The sequence below is a fragment of the Pseudonocardia halophobica genome, assembly GCF_050948485.1.
Lineage (GTDB): Bacteria > Actinomycetota > Actinomycetes > Mycobacteriales > Pseudonocardiaceae > Pseudonocardia > Pseudonocardia halophobica.
The window spans coordinates 3,753,661-3,772,726 of sequence record NZ_CP192046.1; the positions used below are offsets into that span (position 1 = coordinate 3,753,661).

The window sequence follows — 19,066 nt, forward strand, 5'->3', positions numbered from 1 at the left end:
CCCGCTAGTCGCCGAAGCCGGTGATCCACAGGACGGCCTCGCCCGCCTCGTCGGAGGCGGCGAGGTCGACCTCGGCGATGATCGCCCAGTCGTGGTCGTCCGCGGGATCGTCGATGACCTGACGGACCAGCCAGCGCTCCGGCTCCTCGACGATGTCGATCATCTCGGGGCCGCGGGCGTCCGGGCCGATCCCGATGCCGCCGAAGCCGTGCAGGTCGAAGAAGGGCTGGAAGGCCTCCCGCCAGCGGTCCGCCGTCCAACCGGCCTCCTTGTCCAGCTCGCCGAGCAGGTCCCACCGGTTCAGCGAGGCGAGCTCGACCCGGCGGAACAGCGCGTTGCGCACCAGCACCCGGAAGGCCCGGGCGTTGCGGGTGACCCCGGCCGGGCCCTGGTCGAGCGACGGGGGAGCGGACTCGTCCTCGACCCCGCCGCCGGCGGCGAGCTTCTCCCACTCGTCGAGCAGGCTGGAGTCGACCTGGCGGACCAGCTCGCCGAGCCACTCGATGAGGTCGGTCAGCTCGTCCGTCCGTGCGTGCTCGGGCACGGTCTGCCGCAGCGCCCGGTAGCAGTCCGCGAGGTACCGCAGCACCAGGCCCTCGGAGCGGGCGAGCTGGTAGAAGGCCACGTACTCGTGGAAGGTCATGGCCCGCTCGGACATGTCCCGCACCACGGACTTGGGCGAGAGCCGGGCGTCCTCGACCCACGGCGCCCCGCGCCGGTAGGTCTCCAGCGCGCCGACCAGGAGCTCCTCGAGCGGCTTGGGGTGCGAGACGTCCTCGAGGAGCGACATCCGCTCCTCGTACTCGATGCCCTCGGCCTTCATCGAGGCCACGGCCTCGCCCTTGGCCTTGTTCTCCTGGGCGTAGAGCACGGGGCGGGGGTCGTCGAGCGTGGCCTCCACGACCGAGACGACGTCGTGCGCGTACGACCGCGACTCCCGGTCGAGCAGCTCGAAGGCGGCCAGGGCGAACGGCGACAGGGGCTGGTTGAGTGCGAAGTCCAGCTGCAGGTCGCCTACGAGCCGGATCGTGCGGCCCTCCGCGTCGGGCTCCGCGAGCTTCTCCACCACGCCCGCGGCGAGCAGCGCCCGGTAGATCGCGATGGCGCGCAGGATGTGCTTGCGCTGCCGGGGCCGCGGCTCGTGGTTGTCCTCGAGCAGGTGCCGCATCGCGGTGAACGCGTCCCCGGGCCGGGAGATCACGTTCAGCAGCATCGCGTGCGACACGTGGAAGTGGCTGGTCAGCGGCTCGGGCTGGGCGGCCTGCAGCTTCTCGTAGGAGGTCTGCGACCAGCCGACGAAGCCCTCCGGCGGCTGCTTGCGCACCACCCGGCGGCGCTTCTTCGGGTCGTCGCCCGCCTTCTGCAGGGCCTTGTGGTTCTCGATCTCGTGCTCGGGCGCCTCGGCGAGGACCGTGCCGACGGTGTCGTAGCCCGCCCGCCCGGCCCGCCCGGCGATCTGGTGGAACTCGCGCGCCTTGAGCGGGCGGGTACGCCGGCCGTCGTACTTCGACAGGCCGGTGAACAGCACGGTCCGGATCGGCACGTTGATCCCCACGCCGAGGGTGTCCGTGCCGCAGATGACCTTGAGCAGGCCGGCCTGGGCGAGGGTCTCCACGAGCCGCCGGTAGCGGGGGAGCATGCCGGCGTGGTGCACGCCGATCCCGTGCCGGACGAGCCGGGACAACGTCTTGCCGAACCCGGCGGTGAAGCGGAAGTCGCCGATCAGCTCGGCGATCGCCGCCTTCTCCTCCTTCGAGGTGACGTTGACGCTCATCAGCGCCTGCGCCCGCTCGACGGCCGACTGCTGGGTGAAGTGCACGACGTAGACCGGTGCCTCGTGCGTCCCGAGCAGCTCGGTGATCGTCTCGTGCAGCGGGGTGAGGACGTACCGGTAGTGCAGCGGCACCGGTCGCTCGACCGAGGTGATCTCGCGGGTGGCCCGGCCGGTGCGGCGGGTGAGGTCGTCCCGGAAGAACGACGTGTCGCCCAGCGTGGCGCTCATCAGCAGGAACTGCGCCTGGGGCAGCTCGACCAGCGGCACCTGCCAGGCCCAGCCGCGGTCCGGGTCGGCGTAGAAGTGGAACTCGTCCATCACGACCGAGCCGACGTCCGCCTGGGCGCCCTGGCGCAGCGCGATGTTCGCCAGGATCTCGGCGGTGCAGCAGATGATCTCCGCGCCCTCGTTGACGGCGGCGTCGCCGGTCAGCATGCCGACCTTGTCGGCGCCGAACACCTCGATGAGGTCGAAGAACTTCTCGCTGACCAGCGCCTTGATCGGCGCGGTGTAGAAGGTGCGGGCGCCGCGGGAGAGCGCGGCAGCGTGCGCGGCGATCGCGACGAGCGACTTCCCGGACCCGGTGGGGGTGGAGAGGATCACGTTGCCGCCGGTCGCGATCTCCAGCAGGGCCTCCTCCTGGGCGGGGTAGAGCGAGAGGCCCCGCTCCTCGAAGGCCCAGTCCGCGAACACCTCGACCAGGGCGTCCGGGTCGTCGCCGGTGGGCAGGCGGTCGGTGAGCGTGGGGGCGGAGGTGGCGGTCATGATGGGGTCGATTCTCCACGAGTCGGCTCCGACCGCCCGGCTCAGGTGAGGGTCACGGCGAGCACCAGCCCGGCGAGGGCCGTGTCGAGGACCGCGCAGAACACCGCCATCGACGGCACGACCACCCGACCGGTGCGGTGGTGGTGGACGTCCCAGCCGGCGTGGACCAGCAGCGCCCCCGCCACCAGCACGCCGGACCAGGTCGGCGACACCTCGGCCGCCACCAGCGCGACGGCGCCCAGCACGAGCATCGCCGCCGCCTGCAGGGGCAGCCCCCACGGCGGGCGTCGCCGGCCCCGGGCCAGGCCGACGAGCAGGAGCACGGCGCCGATCGCGAGCATCCCCCACGTCGGCGCGAACCCGGGCACGACCTTCGCCGCGGCGATCAGCACGACCGACACGGCGAAGGCCGGCCACGCGGCGACGCGCGACCCGAGCGCCGCGGCCACGAGGTAGACGAACCCGGACGCCGCGACGACCGGGGCGACCTCGGCCCCGTCGGCGATCCCGATCCCCGAGGCGAGCCCGACGGCGAGCCCGGCCGCGGCGGGCCAGGTCCGGTGGAACCAGCTGTGCCGGCCGGTCGTGCCGGGCTCGATCGCGGTCATGGCGCCTCCTCGGTCGGATACCCCTCACGGGTATCAGTGCCGCGGGCTCGGAGGAAGCGCGTCGGCCGGAAGAGCGGGCGGCCCGTCCGGATCCGTCGGGGATCGGAGGGTGCGGATCAGGCACGCCCGCGGCCACCGGTCCAGGCCGCGGGCGCGCTCGACCGCCCGGACCGCGCGCAGGCCCGGCGTGAGCTCCTCCTCGGCCAGCCACCGGAAGCCGCAGCGCGCGTAGTACGGCCCGTTCCACGGCTCCTCCGAAGGTGGTCAGCGTGAGCGCAGGGAGGCCGGCCCCGCCGCGCGGTGGCGGCGGCGTCCTCGAGCAGGGCCCGTCCGAGCCGAAGCGAGTTGCGCCGACCACCATCCGCCGCACCTGAGGGCGCCCTGGGCGCGCTGCCACCGCCGTACGGCCGATCAGGTGACATTCGGCCCGTACGGCCGTTTACCGTAGGGACCGTGACAGGGCGGGGAGCGGGCGGCGGCATGCCCGACGTCGTCCCGCCGATGCTCCCCTCCCAGGGGGACCTGGCCGACGGCGAGCGGGGCGGTGACTGGGCGGTCGAGTTCGCCTGGGCGGGCTTCCGCTGCGTCGCCTACGTCCGGCCCGGGCACGTGCGCCTGCTCTCCTCGACCGCGCGCAGCGTGACCCGCAGCTTCCCCGAGCTCGCCGTGCTCGGCGACCGGGTGAAGGGCTCCGGCATGGTGCTCGACGGCGTGGTCGTCGCCCTCGACGACGCCGGCCGCCCCAGCCGCCGCCCGCTGATGCGCCGCACCTCCACCGTCACGCCGTCGGAGTCGCTGCGCTCCCGGGTGCCGGTCGGGTTCGTCGTCACGGACCTGCTGTGGCTCGATGGCCGGCCGCTGCTGCGCCGCCCCTACGCCGAGCGCCGCACGCTCCTGGAGGGCCTGGGCATCGCCGGGTCCCCGGTGCTGGTCCCGCCCTCGCACCCGGCGTCGGAGGCGGGGTTCGTGATGGAGGCGGCCGAGCGCTTCGGCCTCGACGGGCTGCACCTCAAGCGGGTCGACGCCGCGTACAAGGCCGGCCGGCGCACCCGGGACTGGCTGCGGGTGCCGCTGCGGCGCGCGCGGCCGGTCGTCGTCGGGGGATGGATGCCGGCCGAGCGCAACCGGCCCGGCCGCGTCGGCGCCCTGCTGCTCGGCATCCCCGAGACCCCGCCCGCGCCGGGCGGACCCGTCGGCCCGCTCCGGTACGTCGGCCGGGTCGGGATCGGCTCGGGCCCCGCGCGCCGGGAGGTCGGCGAGCTGCTGCGCACGCTCAACGCGCAGGTGTCGCCGTTCACGGGCCACGGGCCCGGCGCCGTGCCCGAGACCGTGGCCGACGACGCCCGCTGGGTCGTGCCCCGGATCGTCGGGCAGGCCGAGTACCAGGGCTGGACCCGCGGCGCGCACCTGCGGCTGCCGGTGTGGCGGGGGATCCTGCGGCCCGGGGAGGTCGGCCCCGAGGACTGGGCGGGCACGCCCTGGGAGCGCGACGGCGCCGAGCAGGCCGAGGACGGGGCGGAGGTCTGGGGCCCGGCCCGCCGCGGCGAGCGGGTGCCCACCCCGCACGGGCACGGCCGACCCGCGGACCACGCGGCCGCGCCGGCGGCCCCGGAACCGCCGGCCCTCCCGGCCGTGCCGGAACGGCCCGCGGCGAACCTCGGGGCCGCACCGCCCGGCCCCGCCAGCTCGCTCAACCGCAGCCTCGAGCAGCACTTCGTCTACAACGCCTTCAACACCATCGCCTCCCTGATGCGGACCGATCCGGGGCAGGCCCGCGAGCTCCTCCTCGGGTTCGCCGACCTCAGCCGCACCGCCGACCGCGTCGGCACCCCGGAGATCCCGCTGGCCGACGAGCTGGCTGCCGTCCGCGCCTACCTGGCCATCGAGAAGGCCCGGTTCGGCCGACGCCTGGACACCACCGTGACGGTCGACGAAGTGCTCGCCGCGCAGCTCGCCGACCTCGCCGTCGCCCCATTGCAGGTGCTCGTCCTCGTGCGCGAGACGGTGCAGCAGCGCATCGAACCGCGCCCGGAGGGTGGCGCGGTCACCGTGGACGTCGTGCCCGACGGGGTCGGCGGGGCCGAGGTCGTGGTGGCCGACGAGGGTCACGGGGAGACCCGGCTCCGGGTACCGGCGCCCGCCGCGTGCCCGGGCTGAACCACCCACCTGTGTGAACGCCAGGTGACAACCTGCGCGGCGACGGTGTGACGTCACGGCGCCGGTCTGCGGACGCGATCACCGGGACGCTACGGTGCGCGCATGCTCGGCCTCCCCGACGGCGCCCGCGCCTGCCTGTTCGACCTCGACGGTGTGCTCACCGACACCGCCGGCGTGCACGCGACCTCGTGGAAGACCATGTTCGACGAGTTCCTCGCCCGGCACGAGGGCCCCGGCTACCGGCCGTTCGACGTCGCCGCCGACTACGGCCCGTACGTCGACGGCAAGCCGCGGCTGGAGGGCACCCGCAGCTTCCTCGCCTCCCGGGGGATCACCCTGCCCGAGGGCAGCCCGGACGACCCGCCCGACGCGGAGACGCTCTGGGGGCTGTCCACCCGCAAGAACGACCTGGTGCAGGTCGTGCTGCAGGAGAAGGGCGTCGACGTCTACCCGGCCTCGCGGCCCTACCTCGAGGCCGTCCGCAGGGCGGGCCTGAAGGTGGCTGTGGTGTCGTCCTCGGCCAACGCCGAGCAGGTGCTCGACGTGGCCGGACTGGCCGAGCTGATCGACCACCGGGTCGACGGCGTCGTCGCGCGGGAGCGCGGGCTGCCGGGCAAGCCGAAGCCGGACACGTTCCTGGCGGCGGCCGAGGACCTGGGCGTGCCGCGCACGGCCGCCGTGGTGTACGAGGACGCGCTGGCGGGCGTCGAGGCGGGCCGGGCCGGCGGGTTCGGCCGGGTCGTCGGCGTCGACCGGCTCGGGCACGCGGACAAGCTGCGCGAGCACGGCGCCGACGTCGTGGTGTCCGACCTCTCCGAGCTGTTGGAGGACCAGTGAAGCCGGACGCGGGCCGCACCTTCGCGGTCGAGCCCTGGGTCGTGCGCGAGCCGACCCTCGACATCGCCGCGATGGGCCAGACCGAGTCGGTCTTCGCGCTGTCCAACGGCCACATCGGGCTGCGCGGCAACCTCGACGAGGGCGACCCGCACCACCTGCCCGGGACCTACCTGAACTCGTTCTACGAGGTCCGGCCGCTGCCGTACGCCGAGGGCGGCTACGGCTACCCGGAGTCAGGGCAGACGATCATCAACGTCACCAACGGCAAGCTGATCCGGCTGCTGGTCGACGACGAGCCGTTCGACCTGCGCTACGGCAAGCTCCGCCGGCACGAGCGGGTGCTCGACCTGCGTGCGGGCACCCTGACCCGCGAGGTCGAGTGGGAGTCCCCGGCCGGGCGCGTGGTGCGGGTGCACAGCACGCGGCTGGTGTCGCTGACCCAGCGCGCCATCGCCGCCATCTGCTACGAGGTCGAGGTGCTCGACGAGCCGGCGCTGCTCGTCGTGCAGTCCGAGCTGGTCGCCAACGAGCAGCTGCCGACCCGCGGCGCGGACGACCCGCGCCTGGAGGCCGCGCTCACCAACGCGCTCGAGTCCGAGATGCACCGCGCCGACGAGGCCGGCGCCACGCTGGTGCACAGCACCCGAAGGTCGGGGCTGCGGGTCGCCGCCGCGATGGACCACGAGGTGCACGGGCCCGAGGGCATCAAGATCACTTCGGATGCCACCGAGGACACGGGCAGCACCACGATCATCGGCCGGGTCAAGCCCGGCGAGACGCTCAAGATCGTCAAGTACCTGTCCTACGGCTGGTCGTCGCAGCGCAGCCTGCCCGCGGTCTACGACCAGGTCCGGGCCGCGCTGGCCGCCGCCCGCTACACGAGCTGGGAGGGGCTGCTCCGCGAGCAGGCCGACTACCTCGAGGACTTCTGGGAGACCGCCGACGTCGAGATCGACGGCGACGCGGAGCTCCAACAGGCCGTCCGGCTGGCCACCTTCCACGTGCTGCAGGCCGGCGCCCGCGCCGAGCGCCGGTGCATCTCGGCGAAGGGCCTCACCGCCGACGGCTACGACGGGCACACCTTCTGGGACACCGAGACCTTCTGCCTGCAGGTGCTGTCCTTCCTGGCGCCCGACGCGGCGGCCGACGCGCTGCGCTGGCGGCAGTCGATCCTGCCGAAGGCTTTCGAGCGCGCCCAGCAGCTCGGCCTCGACGGCGCCGCCTTCCCGTGGCGCACCATCCGCGGCGAGGAGTGCTCGGGGTACTGGCCCGCCGGCACCGCGGCCTTCCACATCAACGCCGACATCGCCGACGCCGTGCGCCGGCACGTCGCCGCGACCGGCGACACCCAGTTCGAGCTGGAGACCGGCCTGGAGATCCTGGTCGCCACCGCGCGGCTGTGGCGCTCGCTGGGCCACCACGACTCGGCGGGCGAGTTCCGGATCGACGGCGTGACCGGCCCGGACGAGTACTCGGCGATCGTGGACAACAACGTCTACACGAACCTCATGGCGCAGCTGAACCTGCGCTACGCCGCCGAGGTCGCCGCGAAGCACCCGCGCAGCGCGGCCAAGCTGGGCGTGAACTCCGAGGAGATGGCCAGCTGGCGCGACGCGGCGGCCTCGATGCGGATCCCGTTCGACGACGAGCTGCGCGTGCACCCGCAGTCCGAGGGCTTCACCAAGCACAAGATCTGGGACTTCGAGCGCACCCCGGCCGACACCTACCCGCTGCTGCTGCACTACCCGTACTTCGACCTGTACCGCAAGCAGGTGATCAAGCAGGCCGACCTGGTGCTGGCGATGCAGCTGCGGCCGGACGCCTTCACGCCGGAGCAGATGCGCCGCAACTTCGCCTACTACGAGGCGATCACCGTGCGGGACTCGTCGCTCTCGGCCTGCACGCAGTCGATGGTCGCCGCCCGCACCGGTCACCTGGACCTGGCCTACGACTACCTGGCCGAGGCCGCGCTCATCGACCTCAACAACCTGGCCGGGAACACCGACCACGGCATGCACATCGCGTCGATGGCCGGCACCTGGGTGGCGATCACGACCGGGCTGGGCGGCATGACGTGCGACGCGACCGGGCTGGCCTTCGCGCCGGTGCTCCCGGCCGCGCTCACCCGGATCTCGTTCGGGCTGCGCTGGCAGGGGCGGCACATCCGGGTCACGATCACCCAGGACGACGTGGAGTACACGCTGGTCAGCGGCCCGCCGATGCGGCTGCGGCACCACGGCGAGCCGGTCGCGCTGGCCGAGGACCCGCAGGTGCGGCCGCTGCCCTCGCCGCCCACCGTGGACCCGGTGGAGCAGCCGTACGGCCGGGCGCCGCGCCAGCGGCACCACGGGAGCTGACCCCGAACCCGGCGGCCCGGTCACGCCGATCACGCGGGGGGATTGCGCAAGGGCGGCCGGGGTATCTCCCGCGCGTGACCGCAGCAGCAGTCGATCCCCCCGCCGGGCTCGTCCGCTCCGACCCCTCGACGCCGGGGCTGGGGCGGCGGCGCTCCGGCCGGGGCTGGGTCTTCCTCGGGCCGGACGGCGACCGGATCGAGGACCGGGCGGAGATCGCGCGGATCAAGAGCCTGGTGATCCCGCCCGCCTGGCGGGACGTCTGGATCGCACCCGACCCCCGCGGCCACATCCAGGCCGTCGGGACGGACGACGCCGGCCGCCGCCAGTACCGCTACCACGACGACTGGCGCCGGACCCGGGACCAGGAGAAACACGACCGCGTGCTGTCCCTGGGCCGCCGGCTCGCCGACATCCGCGGGGAGATCACCACCCGGCTGGAGGACAGCGGCCTGCACCGCGAGCGGGTGCTCGCCGGGGCCGTCCGGATGCTCGACATCGGGGTGTTCCGCGCCGGGGGCGAGCAGTACGCACCCAGCTGCGGGGACGACGGGTCCGACAACTGCGGGCACGACGGCGACGACCACGACGACAGTGGCACGTTCGGCCTGGCCACCCTGCGCCGCGAGCACGTCACGCTGCGCCGGGGCCTGATCCACTTCGACTACCCGGCCAAGGGCGGCGTGCCCCGCAAGCTCGACCTGCGCGACCCGCTCCTGCACCGGCTGGTCAACGGGCTGTTGCGGCGCAAGGGCGGCGGCGAGGACCTGCTGGCCTACCGCACGGGCCGGTCGGACTGGCACGACGTCCGCTCGGAGGACCTCAACAACGCGGTGAAGGAGCTGGCGGGGGACCTGTTCACCTGCAAGGACCTGCGGACCTGGAACGCCACGGTGCTCGCCGCCGTCACCCTCGCCGGGGCGGTGGCCGAGGAGGGCCGGGTCCCGTCGGCGAAGCGCGCGCGGGCCCGGCTCGTGCGCCACGCCATCACCACGGTGTCCGACCACCTCGGCAACACCCCGACCGTCGCGAAGAACTCCTACGTCGATCCGCGGGTGGTCGAGCAGTTCGAGGAGGGGCGCACGGTGCTGGTGGCGCTGAAGCGGCTGGAGACCCCCGACCTCACCGACGACCACAGTCGGGCCGCGGTGGAGCGCGCGGTGGTGCGGCTGATCAAGGGCTGAGCGCCTACTCCTCGCTCATCCGCTGCCGCAGCTGGGCGAGCGTGCGGGCGAGCAGCCGGGACACGTGCATCTGCGAGATCCCGATCTGGTCGGCGATCTGGGTCTGCGTCTTGTTGCCGAAGAAGCGCAGCACCAGGATCGTGCGCTCGCGCTGCGGCAGCTCGTCGAGCAGCGGCGCCAGGGTCTGCCGGTACTCGACCTTGTCCAGCTCGGCGTCGGCCGTGCCCAGGGTGTCCGCGAGCGGGGAGTCGGCCCCGGCCACCAGCTCGTCGAGCGAGGGGCCGCGGTAGGCCTGCTGGGCGTCGAGCCCCTCCAGCACCTCCTCGGTGGACAGGCCGAGCCGCTCGGCGATCTCCGACGGCTTGGGGGCGCGGCCCAGCTCCTGGGACAGCGGCCCGATCGCCCCGTTGATCGAGCTCTGCATCTCCTTGAGCCGGCGGGGCACGCGCATCGCCCAGGTGCGGTCGCGGAAGTGCCGGCGCACCTCGCCGGTGATGGTCGGGATGGCGTAGGAGAGGAAGTCGACGCCGCGGTCCGGCTCGAACCGGTCCACGGCGTTGATGAGCCCGACGGTGCCGGCCTGCTCCAGGTCGTCGACGGGCTCGCCGCGGTTGGCGAAGCGCCGGGCGATGTGCTGGACCACGGGGAGGTGGCCGGTGACCAGCTCGGCGCGCAGGGCGTCGCGGTCGGGATGGTCGGCGGGGAGCGACACGAACTTCTCGAAGAGCGGGGCCAGGTGCCCGTACTCCGAGTCGGAGCCCTGCCCGTTCTGGGCGGGGCCCTGGGCGGGGGCCGGGTCGCGGTCAGCCACGACGCCCCGGGGAAGGGTCTCTGTTGTCCGACGCCACGCAGGCATCTACCCGACCGGCCCGATCCTTCAAACGCGGTCCCCCGGCCGGGGAAATGCCCGCGGAGGTCGGGGGAGATCGCTGGTAGGTTGGAACGCCGCGCCGTCGGGCGACGAGGGACGACGAGGACGTCGGCCGCGCCGCCGGCCGCGCGAGTTGTCGACAGATCGAGGGACGACCGGGCCGACCGGCCGATCCGTCACTCCCGCGAAGGACATCGAAGCAGGTGCCGACCCCCGAACCCGCCACGGGCGAGACGCCGCTCGAGCACGAGCGCGCTTATGTCGCGATGCTCTACGAGCGGCTCGACGAGCGCCGCCGGGACACCGCGCGCCGGCTCGCCGACGTGCTGCACGGCGAGACCGTGGGCACACCGCAGGCGCTCACCGAGCGCGACGCGGCGGCCGCGATGTACACGGACCGGCTCGCCGCGCTGCGTGCCGCGGAGCACGGGCTGGCGTTCGGCCGGCTCGACGCGGAGTCGGGCGAGGTCCGCTACATCGGCCGGCTCGGCCTCCTCGACGAGGACCACGAGTACGAGCCGCTGCTCATGGACTGGCGCGCCCCGGCCGCGCAGCCCTTCTACACCGCGACCGCGGCCAACCCGGAGGGCATGCGCCGGCGCCGGCACCTGCGCACCCGCGGGCGGAACGTCGTCGCCGTCGACGACGAGGTGCTCGACCTCGCCGACGCCGCCGCCCGGGGCAGCGGGTCGGGCCTGACCAGCGAGGCCGCGCTCATGGCCGCGGTCAGCGAGGCCCGCACCGGCCGCATGGGCGACATCGTCGCGACGATCCAGGCGGAGCAGGACCGGATCATCCGGTCCACGCCGTCGGGCGTGCTGGTGGTGCAGGGCGGGCCCGGCACCGGCAAGACCGCGGTCGCGCTGCACCGCGCCGCCTACCTGCTCTACACGCACCGGGACCGGCTGGCCCGCCGCGGCGTGCTGGTGATCGGCCCGAACCCGACCTTCCTGCGCTACATCGGCCAGGTCCTGCCGTCGCTGGGCGAGACCTCGGTCGTGCTCGCCACCCCCGCGGAGCTGTTCCCGGGCCTGCACGCGCGCCGGCCGGAGGACGCCCGCACCGCCGAGGTGAAGGGCCGCGCCGACATGGCCGCCGTCGTCGCCGCGGCGGTCCGGGACCGCCAGCAGCTGCCGCGGCGGCCGATCGAGCTCGTCGTCGAGCGGCAGGACGTGCGGATCGACCGGGACCTGGTCAACGCCGCCCGCTCGCGGGCCCGGCGCTCGCGCAAGCCGCACAACGAGGCCAAGCGGATCTTCCGCACCGAGGCGCTGCGGCTGCTCGCCCAGCAGGTGGCGCAGACCCTCGGCGGGCGGAACCTGCTCGGCAAGCTCGACGTGGAGGACATCCGCGAGGAGCTGGCCGAGGATGCCGCCGTCGCCCGCGAGCTCGACGCCCTGTGGCCCACCCTCACCCCGGAGCAGCTGCTCGCCGACCTGTTCGCCGACCGGCGCAAGCTCAACTCGATCGCCCGGCGGATCCCGGCCGAGGACCGGGCGCTGCTGGAGCGGCCGGCCGCCGGGGCGGACGTGCCGCACGACCTGCGCTGGACCCACGCGGACGTCCCGCTGCTCGACGAGGCCGCCGAGCTCCTCGGGGACGACGGGTCGGCCGCGCGGGCCGCCGAGCAGGCCGCGCTGCGCGAGGAGATCGAGTACGCCCAGGGCGTGCTCGACGTGCTCGACCTCGAGGAGGACCTCGACCCGGAGCTGCTGCGGGCCACCGACATCGTCGACGCCGACCGGCTGGCCGAGCGCATGCAGGTGCGGACCTACGAGTCGACCGCCGACCGCGCCGCCGCGGACCGCGAGTGGACCTACGGGCACGTGATCGTCGACGAGGCGCAGGAGCTGTCGGCGATGGCGTGGCGGCTGGTGATGCGCCGGGTGCCGAGCCGCTCCATGACGGTCGTGGGCGACGTGGCACAGACCGGCGACATCGCCGGGGCCTCCACCTGGTCGGAGGTGCTGTCGCCGTTCGTGCAGAACCGGTGGAAGCTCGAGCAGCTCACGGTGAACTACCGGACGCCGGCGGAGATCGCCGACGTCGCCGACGACGTCCTGGCCGCCATCGACCCCGGCCTCACCCCGCCGACGTCCGTCCGCAGCACCGGGGTGCCGCCGCGCGCCGTCCCGATCGCGCCGGGCTCGCTGGAGGGGTCCGACGGGGTGCTCGCCGGGATCGTCGCGGAGGAGCGGGGCGCGGTGGGCGAGGGGCGCACCGCGGTGCTCGTGCCGGCGGCGCGGGTCGCCGCGATGCGCGAGGCCGTGCTCGGCGACGCCGCGCCCGAGGACCCGGAGGACCTCGAGGCGCCGGTCGTGGTGCTGCCGGTCGGTGCGTCGAAGGGCCTGGAGTTCGACGCCGTCGTGCTCGTCGAGCCGGCCGAGGTGCTGGCCGAGAGCCCGCGCGGGATGAACGACCTCTACGTCGCGCTCACCCGTGCCACCCAGCGGCTCAGCGTGGTGCACGCCGCGGACCTGCCGGAACCGCTCAAGCGCCTGCGCCGGGCCTGACCGCCCGGCACCCTTCGACCGCGCGTCCCCCGCGGACCGCGGGTCCGCGCGTGTGAGTTCCCTGTCCGAGGGGAACCGACCACCAGTCGGTCGATGCTCGGGGAGGCAGGATGCGGATCGTCGTCACCGGCGCGACGGGCAACATCGGAACGGCGGTGCTGCGCCGCCTCGCCCGGGAGGACCATGAGCTGGTCGGTGTGGCCCGCCGGGTGCCGGCGGGGCCGGTCGCGGGTGGGCAGCCCGCGGCCTGGAGGTCGCTCGACCTGACCCGCGCCAGCGCGGAGGCGCTCGTGCGGGTCCTCGCCGGCGCCGACGCCGTCGTCCACCTGGCCTGGGGCTTCCAGCCCTCGCACGACCTGCGGTACCTGCGCGAGCTCGGCGTCGGCGGCACCCGTCGCGTCGTGGCCGCGGCGGCCGCGGCCCGGGTGCCGCACCTGGTGCACATGTCCTCGATCGGCGCCTACTCGCCGCGCCGCGACGACACCCCGGTCGACGAGACCTGGCCGACGGACGGCGTCCCGACCTCGCGCTACAGCCGGCACAAGGCCGCCGCCGAACGGATCCTCGACGGGGCGGAGGGCGCCCTGCCCACGGTCACCCGGCTCCGGCCGGGCATCGTCGGGCAGCACGCGGCCGGGAGCGCGCTGCTGCGCTACGGGGTGCCGGGTCTGGTGCCGGCGCGCGCCCTCGCCTGGCTGCCCGTGCTGCCCCTCGACCGCCGCCTGGCGATCCCGGTGGTGCACGCCGACGACGTCGCCGACGCCGTCGCCCGCGTACTGGACCGGCGTGCCGCCGGCGCGTTCAACCTGGCCGCCGACCCGCCGCTGACCGCCCCGGACATCGCCCGGGTGCTGGGTGCCCCGCTGGTGCACGTGCCCTCGGCGGCCCTGCGCCCGGCGATGGCCGCCGCGTGGCACCTGCGCCTGCAGCAGGTCGACACCGGCTGGCTCGACATGGCCTTCGCCCTCCCGCTGATCGACTCCACGCGCGCCCGCACCGAGCTCGGCTGGTCGCCCACGAAGGACGCCGTCGCCGTGTTCCGCGAGGTCGTCGACGGCATGCGCACGGCCGCGTCGGGGCCCACGGCGGTACTGCGGCCCCGCACGGTCGCCGGTACGACCAGGGACGCCCTGCTCCACGGCCACGTCGGCAGACGGTCGCGGCCGTGAGCGCGCCGCCGCTGCCCACCCGCCGGGGCGGCGCCCTCCCCGGGCTGGTCGCGGCCGCCCACCCCGGTCCTGCCGTGGCCGTCACGGTGGTCGCCGCCCTGCTCGCGGTCGACGCCGGACAGCCGGCCCGCACCACTCTCGTCGTCGCCCTCGCCGTCCTGGCGGGCCAGTTGACGGTCGGGTGGGTCAACGACCTGGTCGACCTGAAGCGTGACCGTGCCGTCGGACGTGCCGACAAGCCGCTCGCCACCGGCCGGGTGGCCGCTCACCGGGTCGGCACCGCGGTCGTCGTCTCCGGGGCCGCCTGCGTGGCGTTGTCCCTGGCCGCGGGCTGGCGCAGCGGCCTGGTCCACCTCGTGCTCGGCGTCGGCTCGGCGCTGACCTACAACCTGGGGGTCAAGGGGACCCGGCTGTCGTGGCTGCCGTACGCCGTGGCCTTCGGCACGCTGCCGGCCGTGGCCTCCCTCGCCGGCCCGGCTCCGGCGTGGCCGCCCTGGTGGACCACCGCCGCCGGCGCGGCGCTCGGGGTCGGTGCCCACGTGCTCAACGCACTGCCCGATCTCGCGGACGACGTGCGGACCGGCGTCCGGGGCCTGCCGCACCGGCTGGGGGAGCGCGTCGCGCGGCCGCTGGCCGCCGGGCTGCTCGTCGCCGCGTCGCTCCTGGCCGCGCTCGGCCCGGTGGGGAGCCCGCCCGCGTGGGTCTGGGCAGCGCTGCTGGTGGTCGCCGCGCTCGCGACGGTCGCCCTGACCGGCCGTGGGCGCGTCCCGTTCCGCGCCGCGATGCTGATCGCGCTGCTCGACGTGGTGCTGCTCGTGGCGGCCGGCTGATGCCCGGCTGGGACCTCGCGGTCGTCGGGGCCGGACCCGCCGGTGCGGCGACCGCTCTGGGGGCGCTGCGCGCCGCACCGGGGCTGCGGGTCGCGCTGCTCGACCGCGCGGACTTCCCGCGGGACAAGGCCTGCGGCGACGGCGTCGCCCCGCACGTGCTCGACCGCCTCGTGGAGGTCGGGGTCACTGGCCTGCTCGACGACCGGGTCCCGGTCGCGAGGCTACGGCTCGATCGGGGCGGACGCGGCGTCGACCGCACGATGGCGCGGCCGTCGTACGTGGTGCCGCGCCGGATCCTGGACGCCCGGCTGGTCGAGGCGGCCCGCGCGGCCGGGGCGGTGCTGGTACGGCACCGGGTCCGCGACCTGGCGCCCGGCGCGGACGGTGTCGTGCTCGACGGTGCGCACCGGGCCGCGGTGGTCGTCGGGGCGGACGGCGCCCGGTCGGTGGTGCGCCGCCGGCTCGGGTGGCCCACCGCCCGTCCCGCCTTCGCCCTGCGCGGCTACGCGCCGGTGTCCGCGGGGCGCGAGCACGCCCAGGTCATCGCGTTCGGGACGGCCCGGCAGCCGGCGTACGCCTGGTCCTTCGACCGCGGCGACGGGCTCGCGAACGTCGGGTACGGCGAGGTGCTCGGCCGCGGGCCGGCCCCGACGCGCTCCGAGCTGCTCGACCGGCTCGAGGAGCTGCTCCCCGGTGCGGGGCGCGACGGCACCGACTGGAAGGGCCACCACCTGCCGCTCTCGGGTGCCCGCTGGCGGCCGCCCACCGGCCGGGTGCTGCTGGTCGGCGACGCCGCCGGCCTGGTCAACCCGTTGACGGGGGAGGGCATCTACTACGCGGTCGCCACCGGTCTCGCCGCCGGGCGGGCCGCCGCACGGGCGATCACCGCGGACCGGCCCGGCACGGCCGGGCACCGCTACCGGCGGGCCGCCCGCGCGCACCTGCTCCCGCACCTGCGTCACACCGCGCTCGCGGCCCGCCTGAGCCGGAGCGGACCGGTCCTCGACGCCGGCCTGCGCGCGTCGGCGCGGGACGGCCGGGTCTTCGACGACCTCGTCGAGCTCGGACTGGCCCGCGGCCGGATCACCCCCACCGTCGTCCGGGGCCTGGCCGGCGCCCTCCTGTCGGCCGCCCCCGTCCATCCTGTGGAGGAGAGTCGAGCATGCGCATCCTGAGCGTCCGAGGTGCCCTTCCCGCCCATCGCCACCGACAGGAGGAGATCACCGAGGCCGTCGCGGGGTCGCTGCTCGGGGGCCGCGTCGACCGGGCGGTCCTGGAGCGGTTCCACCGCAACGCGGGTGTCGGGACGCGGCACACCGCGCTGCCGCTGGAGCGCTACGGCCGGCTCCGCGACTTCGGGGAGTCCAACGACGCCTTCATCGCGGCCGGGGTCGAGCTCGGCGCCCGCGCGGTCGTCGAGGCGCTCAAAGCGGTCGACCTCGCGCCGTCGGACGTCGACCTCGTCGTCTCCGCGACCGTGACCGGCCTCGCCGTGCCGTCCCTCGACGCGCGGGTCGCTGCGCTCACCGGCATGCGCGACGACGTGGTGCGGGTGCCGATCGTCGGCCTGGGGTGCGTGGCCGGGGCCGCGGGGGTCGCCCGGCTGCACGATCACCTGGTCGGCCACCCCGACGCGGTCGCGGTGCTGATGAGCGTCGAGCTGTGCTCGCTGACCCTGCAGCGGGACGACGTCTCGGTGCCCAACCTGGTCGCCAGCGGCCTGTTCGGCGACGGCGCCGCCGCGGTGGTCGCCGCGGGATCGCGGCGCGCCGAGCAGCTGGGCGACGGCGGGCGCGTGCAGCCGGAGGTGCTGGCCGCGCGCAGCCGCCTCTACCCCGACTCCGAGCGGACCATGGGCTGGGACGTCGGCGCCGGCGGCCTGCGGATCGTGCTCGACGCGGCCGTCCCCGACCTCGTGCGCCGGTACCTCGGCGACGACGTGCGCCGGTTCCTGGCCGACCACAGGCTCGGGCGCGCGGACGTCGAGTGGTACGTCGCGCACCCCGGCGGCCCCAAGGTGCTCGAGGCCCTGCACGACGCGCTCCAGGTCGACCGCGACGCGCTGGCCCTGACCTGGGACTCGTTGCACCGCGTCGGGAACCTCTCCTCGGCCTCGGTGCTGCACGTCCTGGCCGACACCCTCGACGTCCGGCCACCGCGGCCGGGCTCGTACGGCCTGATGCTCGCGATGGGGCCCGGTTTCTGCTCCGAACTCGTCCTGCTGCGGGCACCGGCATGAGCTTGCCGTTCCCGGTGTCTGCCCTGCTCTTCACGCTGCTCGTGCTCGCGGTCGGTCTCGAGCGGCTGGCCGAGCTGGTCCTCTCCACGCGCCACGCGCAGTGGGCGCTGGCCCGCGGGGGTGTCGAGACCGGCCGGGGGCACTACCCGGTGATGGTCGTGGTGCACACGGGCCTGCTCGTCGGGTGCGTCGCGGAGGTGTGGCTCGCCGGCCGGCCCTTCGTGCCCGCGCTCGGCTGGCCGATGCTCGCCCTGGTCGTCGCGTGCCAGAGCGTCCGGTGGTGGTGCATCCGCGCGCTCGGCCCGCGGTGGAACACGCGGGTGATCGTCGTGCCCGGGCTCCCGCTGGTCACCTCGGGGCCCTACCGCTTCCTGCCGCATCCCAACTACGCCGCCGTCGTCGTGGAGGGTGCGGCCCTCCCGCTCGTCCACACGGCGTGGCTCACCGCCGTGGCGTTCACCGTGGCGAACGCCGGGGTGCTGACCGTGCGGCTGCGGGAGGAGCGGCGGGCCCTGCGCGAGGCCGCGGCCACGGAGGTGCGGGCATGAGCGTCCGCCCGGTCGACCTGCTCGTCGCCGGGGGCGGCCCGGCCGGCCTGGTGACCGCGCTCCACGCCGCCCGCGCCGGTCTCGACGTCGAGGTCTGGGAGCCTCGGCCCGGCGCCGTCGACAAGGCCTGCGGCGAGGGCCTGATGCCCGGGGCGCTCGCCGGGCTGCTGGCCCTCGGCGTCGATCCGGCCGGGCACCCGTTCCGCGGCATCCGGTACGTCGGCGCGGGGCGGTCCGCCGACGCGGACTTCCGCCTCGGTCCCGGCCGGGGGATCCGCCGGATCACGCTGCACCGGGCGCTGCGCGAGGCAGCGGTGGCCGCGGGGGCCCGCATCGAGGAGCGCGCGGTCGGGGAGGTGCGGCAGGACGACGCGGGCGTCACCGCCGACGGGCGGCGCGCGCGGCACCTGGTGGGCGCCGACGGCCTGCACTCCCCGGTGCGCCGCGCCCTCGGCCTCGACGTCGCCGCCGCGCGGCACCCGCGCTTCGGGTTGCGCCGGCACTTCCGGACCGCCCCCTGGTCGCCGTACGTCGAGGTGCACTGGGGATCCGAGGTGGAGGCCTACGTGACCCCGGTGGCCGGGGACCTCGTCGGGGTCGCACTGCTCGTCTCCACCAAGGGCTCCTTCGACAGCCGGCTGCGGGCGCTCCCGGGTCTCGAGGAGCTCCTGTCCGGCAGCGAGCCGGCGACCGACGTGCGGGGGGCCGGTCCCCTGCGCCGCGGCGCCCGGCGGCGCGTGGCCGGCCGGGTGCTGCTGGTCGGCGACGCCGCCGGCTACGTCGACGCCCTGACGGGGGAGGGTCTGGCCCTCGCGTTCGCCCAGGCGGACGCCGCCGTGCGGGCGATCGTCGACGGCGAGCCGCAGCGCTACGAGCGCGAATGGGCACGCCTGACCCGGCGCTACCGCCTGCTCACCGCGGCGCTGCTGGCCGGCACGCGTCCGCGGGTCGCGCGCCGCGCGCTGGTCCCCGCCTCGCGGCTGCTGCCGCCGCTCTTCGGCGGAGCGGTGAACGCGCTGGCCCGCCCGGTCGGCGGCGGCCGGTGACGCCCCCGCTCGCGCCGCTGTGACCGCAGCCACTGGAGCGATCCTGGCGACGGTGACGGCGAACTCGACGAGCTCGTTGTACCCGTCGGCGTGTCGTCGCCGGACTTGGGCCGCCCACCCGCGCAGCCCGGCCCCGAAGAGCCAGTCAGGCGAAGGGCCACACCCGCTGTC

At 75.4% G+C, this 19,066-nt stretch carries 14 protein-coding genes; 11 read left to right on the forward strand and 3 right to left on the reverse strand.

The genetic code is table 11. The annotated features are described in order from the left end of the window. Nucleotides 1-4: 4 nt before the first annotated feature. Together ACQP04_RS17995 and ACQP04_RS18000 are read right to left on the reverse strand one after the other, a co-directional pair. Complete coding sequence (locus ACQP04_RS17995) at nt 5-2,539, reverse strand: DEAD/DEAH box helicase (RefSeq protein ID WP_433508186.1); 2,535 nt, start codon at nt 2,537-2,539, stop codon at nt 5-7. Between the two features lie 41 nt (nt 2,540-2,580). After that, a complete protein-coding gene (locus ACQP04_RS18000) occupies nt 2,581-3,147 on the reverse strand; it encodes a hypothetical protein (RefSeq protein WP_433508187.1) in 567 nt (188 codons plus the stop codon). Nucleotides 3,148-3,600: 453 nt separating this feature from the next. Here ACQP04_RS18000 and ACQP04_RS18005 point away from each other — a divergent pair, with 453 nt between their 5' ends. The 4 genes from ACQP04_RS18005 (at nt 3,601) to ACQP04_RS18020 (ending at nt 9,679) form a co-directional block, all read left to right on the forward strand. After that, complete coding sequence (locus ACQP04_RS18005; RefSeq protein ID WP_433508188.1) at nt 3,601-5,304, forward strand: histidine kinase; 1,704 nt, start codon at nt 3,601-3,603, stop codon at nt 5,302-5,304. Between the two features lie 102 nt (nt 5,305-5,406). Further along, entirely contained in the window at nt 5,407-6,141 is a 735-nt protein-coding gene (locus ACQP04_RS18010; RefSeq protein WP_433508189.1) for a beta-phosphoglucomutase family hydrolase, read from the forward strand. Continuing rightward, nucleotides 6,138-8,498, forward strand: a complete 2,361-nt coding sequence (locus tag ACQP04_RS18015; RefSeq protein ID WP_433508190.1) for a glycoside hydrolase family 65 protein — start codon at nt 6,138-6,140, stop codon at nt 8,496-8,498. The genes ACQP04_RS18010 and ACQP04_RS18015 overlap by 4 nt, the downstream gene beginning before the upstream one ends. A gap of 74 nt (nt 8,499-8,572) precedes the next feature. Then, nucleotides 8,573-9,679, forward strand: a complete 1,107-nt coding sequence (locus ACQP04_RS18020) for a DNA topoisomerase IB (protein WP_433508191.1) — start codon at nt 8,573-8,575, stop codon at nt 9,677-9,679. Nucleotides 9,680-9,683: 4 nt separating this feature from the next. On the opposite strand, the gene ACQP04_RS18025 is transcribed toward ACQP04_RS18020, so the two are convergent. After that, the gene (locus tag ACQP04_RS18025; protein WP_433508192.1) at nt 9,684-10,490 is read right to left on the reverse strand and encodes an RNA polymerase sigma factor SigF; all 807 of its coding nucleotides are present in this window, start codon (nt 10,488-10,490) and stop codon (nt 9,684-9,686) included. Between the two features lie 326 nt (nt 10,491-10,816). Between ACQP04_RS18025 and ACQP04_RS18030 the strand changes: the two genes are divergently transcribed. From ACQP04_RS18030 to ACQP04_RS18060, 7 genes are all read left to right on the forward strand, one after another. After that, nucleotides 10,817-13,063 (forward strand): HelD family protein, encoded by a 2,247-nt coding sequence (locus ACQP04_RS18030; protein ID WP_433508386.1) that lies wholly within the window; start codon nt 10,817-10,819, stop codon nt 13,061-13,063. 110 nt (nt 13,064-13,173) lie between these two features. Continuing rightward, nucleotides 13,174-14,232, forward strand: coding sequence for an NAD-dependent epimerase/dehydratase family protein (locus tag ACQP04_RS18035; RefSeq protein WP_433508193.1), 1,059 nt, complete (start codon nt 13,174-13,176; stop codon nt 14,230-14,232). Next, nucleotides 14,229-15,062: a UbiA family prenyltransferase gene (locus ACQP04_RS18040; RefSeq protein WP_433508194.1), complete on the forward strand. Its 834-nt coding sequence runs from the start codon at nt 14,229-14,231 to the stop codon at nt 15,060-15,062. The genes ACQP04_RS18035 and ACQP04_RS18040 overlap by 4 nt, the downstream gene beginning before the upstream one ends. Further along, the gene (locus tag ACQP04_RS18045; protein WP_433508195.1) at nt 15,062-16,237 is read left to right on the forward strand and encodes an NAD(P)/FAD-dependent oxidoreductase; all 1,176 of its coding nucleotides are present in this window, start codon (nt 15,062-15,064) and stop codon (nt 16,235-16,237) included. Before ACQP04_RS18040 ends, ACQP04_RS18045 begins: the two co-directional genes overlap by 1 nt. Next, nucleotides 16,225-17,301, forward strand: coding sequence for a type III polyketide synthase (locus ACQP04_RS18050; protein WP_433508196.1), 1,077 nt, complete (start codon nt 16,225-16,227; stop codon nt 17,299-17,301). Before ACQP04_RS18045 ends, ACQP04_RS18050 begins: the two co-directional genes overlap by 13 nt. Continuing rightward, entirely contained in the window at nt 17,298-17,849 is a 552-nt protein-coding gene (locus tag ACQP04_RS18055) for an isoprenylcysteine carboxyl methyltransferase family protein (RefSeq protein ID WP_433508197.1), read from the forward strand. The genes ACQP04_RS18050 and ACQP04_RS18055 overlap by 4 nt, the downstream gene beginning before the upstream one ends. Further along, nucleotides 17,846-18,895, forward strand: a complete 1,050-nt coding sequence (locus ACQP04_RS18060) for an NAD(P)/FAD-dependent oxidoreductase (protein WP_433508198.1) — start codon at nt 17,846-17,848, stop codon at nt 18,893-18,895. The genes ACQP04_RS18055 and ACQP04_RS18060 overlap by 4 nt, the downstream gene beginning before the upstream one ends. The last annotated feature ends 171 nt before the right edge of the window (nt 18,896-19,066 follow it).

Bases quoted from the DNA above. Each gene is read 5' to 3' on its own strand.
- ACQP04_RS17995 (WP_433508186.1), bottom strand. From the start codon at position 2,539: ATGACCGCCACCTCCGCCCCCACGCTCACCGACCGCCTGCCCACCGGC.
- ACQP04_RS18000 (WP_433508187.1), bottom strand. From the start codon at position 3,147: ATGACCGCGATCGAGCCCGGCACGACCGGCCGGCACAGCTGGTTCCAC.
- ACQP04_RS18010 (WP_433508189.1), top strand. From the start codon at position 5,407: ATGCTCGGCCTCCCCGACGGCGCCCGCGCCTGCCTGTTCGACCTCGAC.
- ACQP04_RS18030 (WP_433508386.1), top strand. From the start codon at position 10,817: ATGCTCTACGAGCGGCTCGACGAGCGCCGCCGGGACACCGCGCGCCGG.
- ACQP04_RS18035 (WP_433508193.1), top strand. From the start codon at position 13,174: ATGCGGATCGTCGTCACCGGCGCGACGGGCAACATCGGAACGGCGGTG.
- ACQP04_RS18045 (WP_433508195.1), top strand. From the start codon at position 15,062: ATGCCCGGCTGGGACCTCGCGGTCGTCGGGGCCGGACCCGCCGGTGCG.
- ACQP04_RS18050 (WP_433508196.1), top strand. From the start codon at position 16,225: ATGCGCATCCTGAGCGTCCGAGGTGCCCTTCCCGCCCATCGCCACCGA.
- ACQP04_RS18055 (WP_433508197.1), top strand. From the start codon at position 17,298: ATGAGCTTGCCGTTCCCGGTGTCTGCCCTGCTCTTCACGCTGCTCGTG.
- ACQP04_RS18060 (WP_433508198.1), top strand. From the start codon at position 17,846: ATGAGCGTCCGCCCGGTCGACCTGCTCGTCGCCGGGGGCGGCCCGGCC.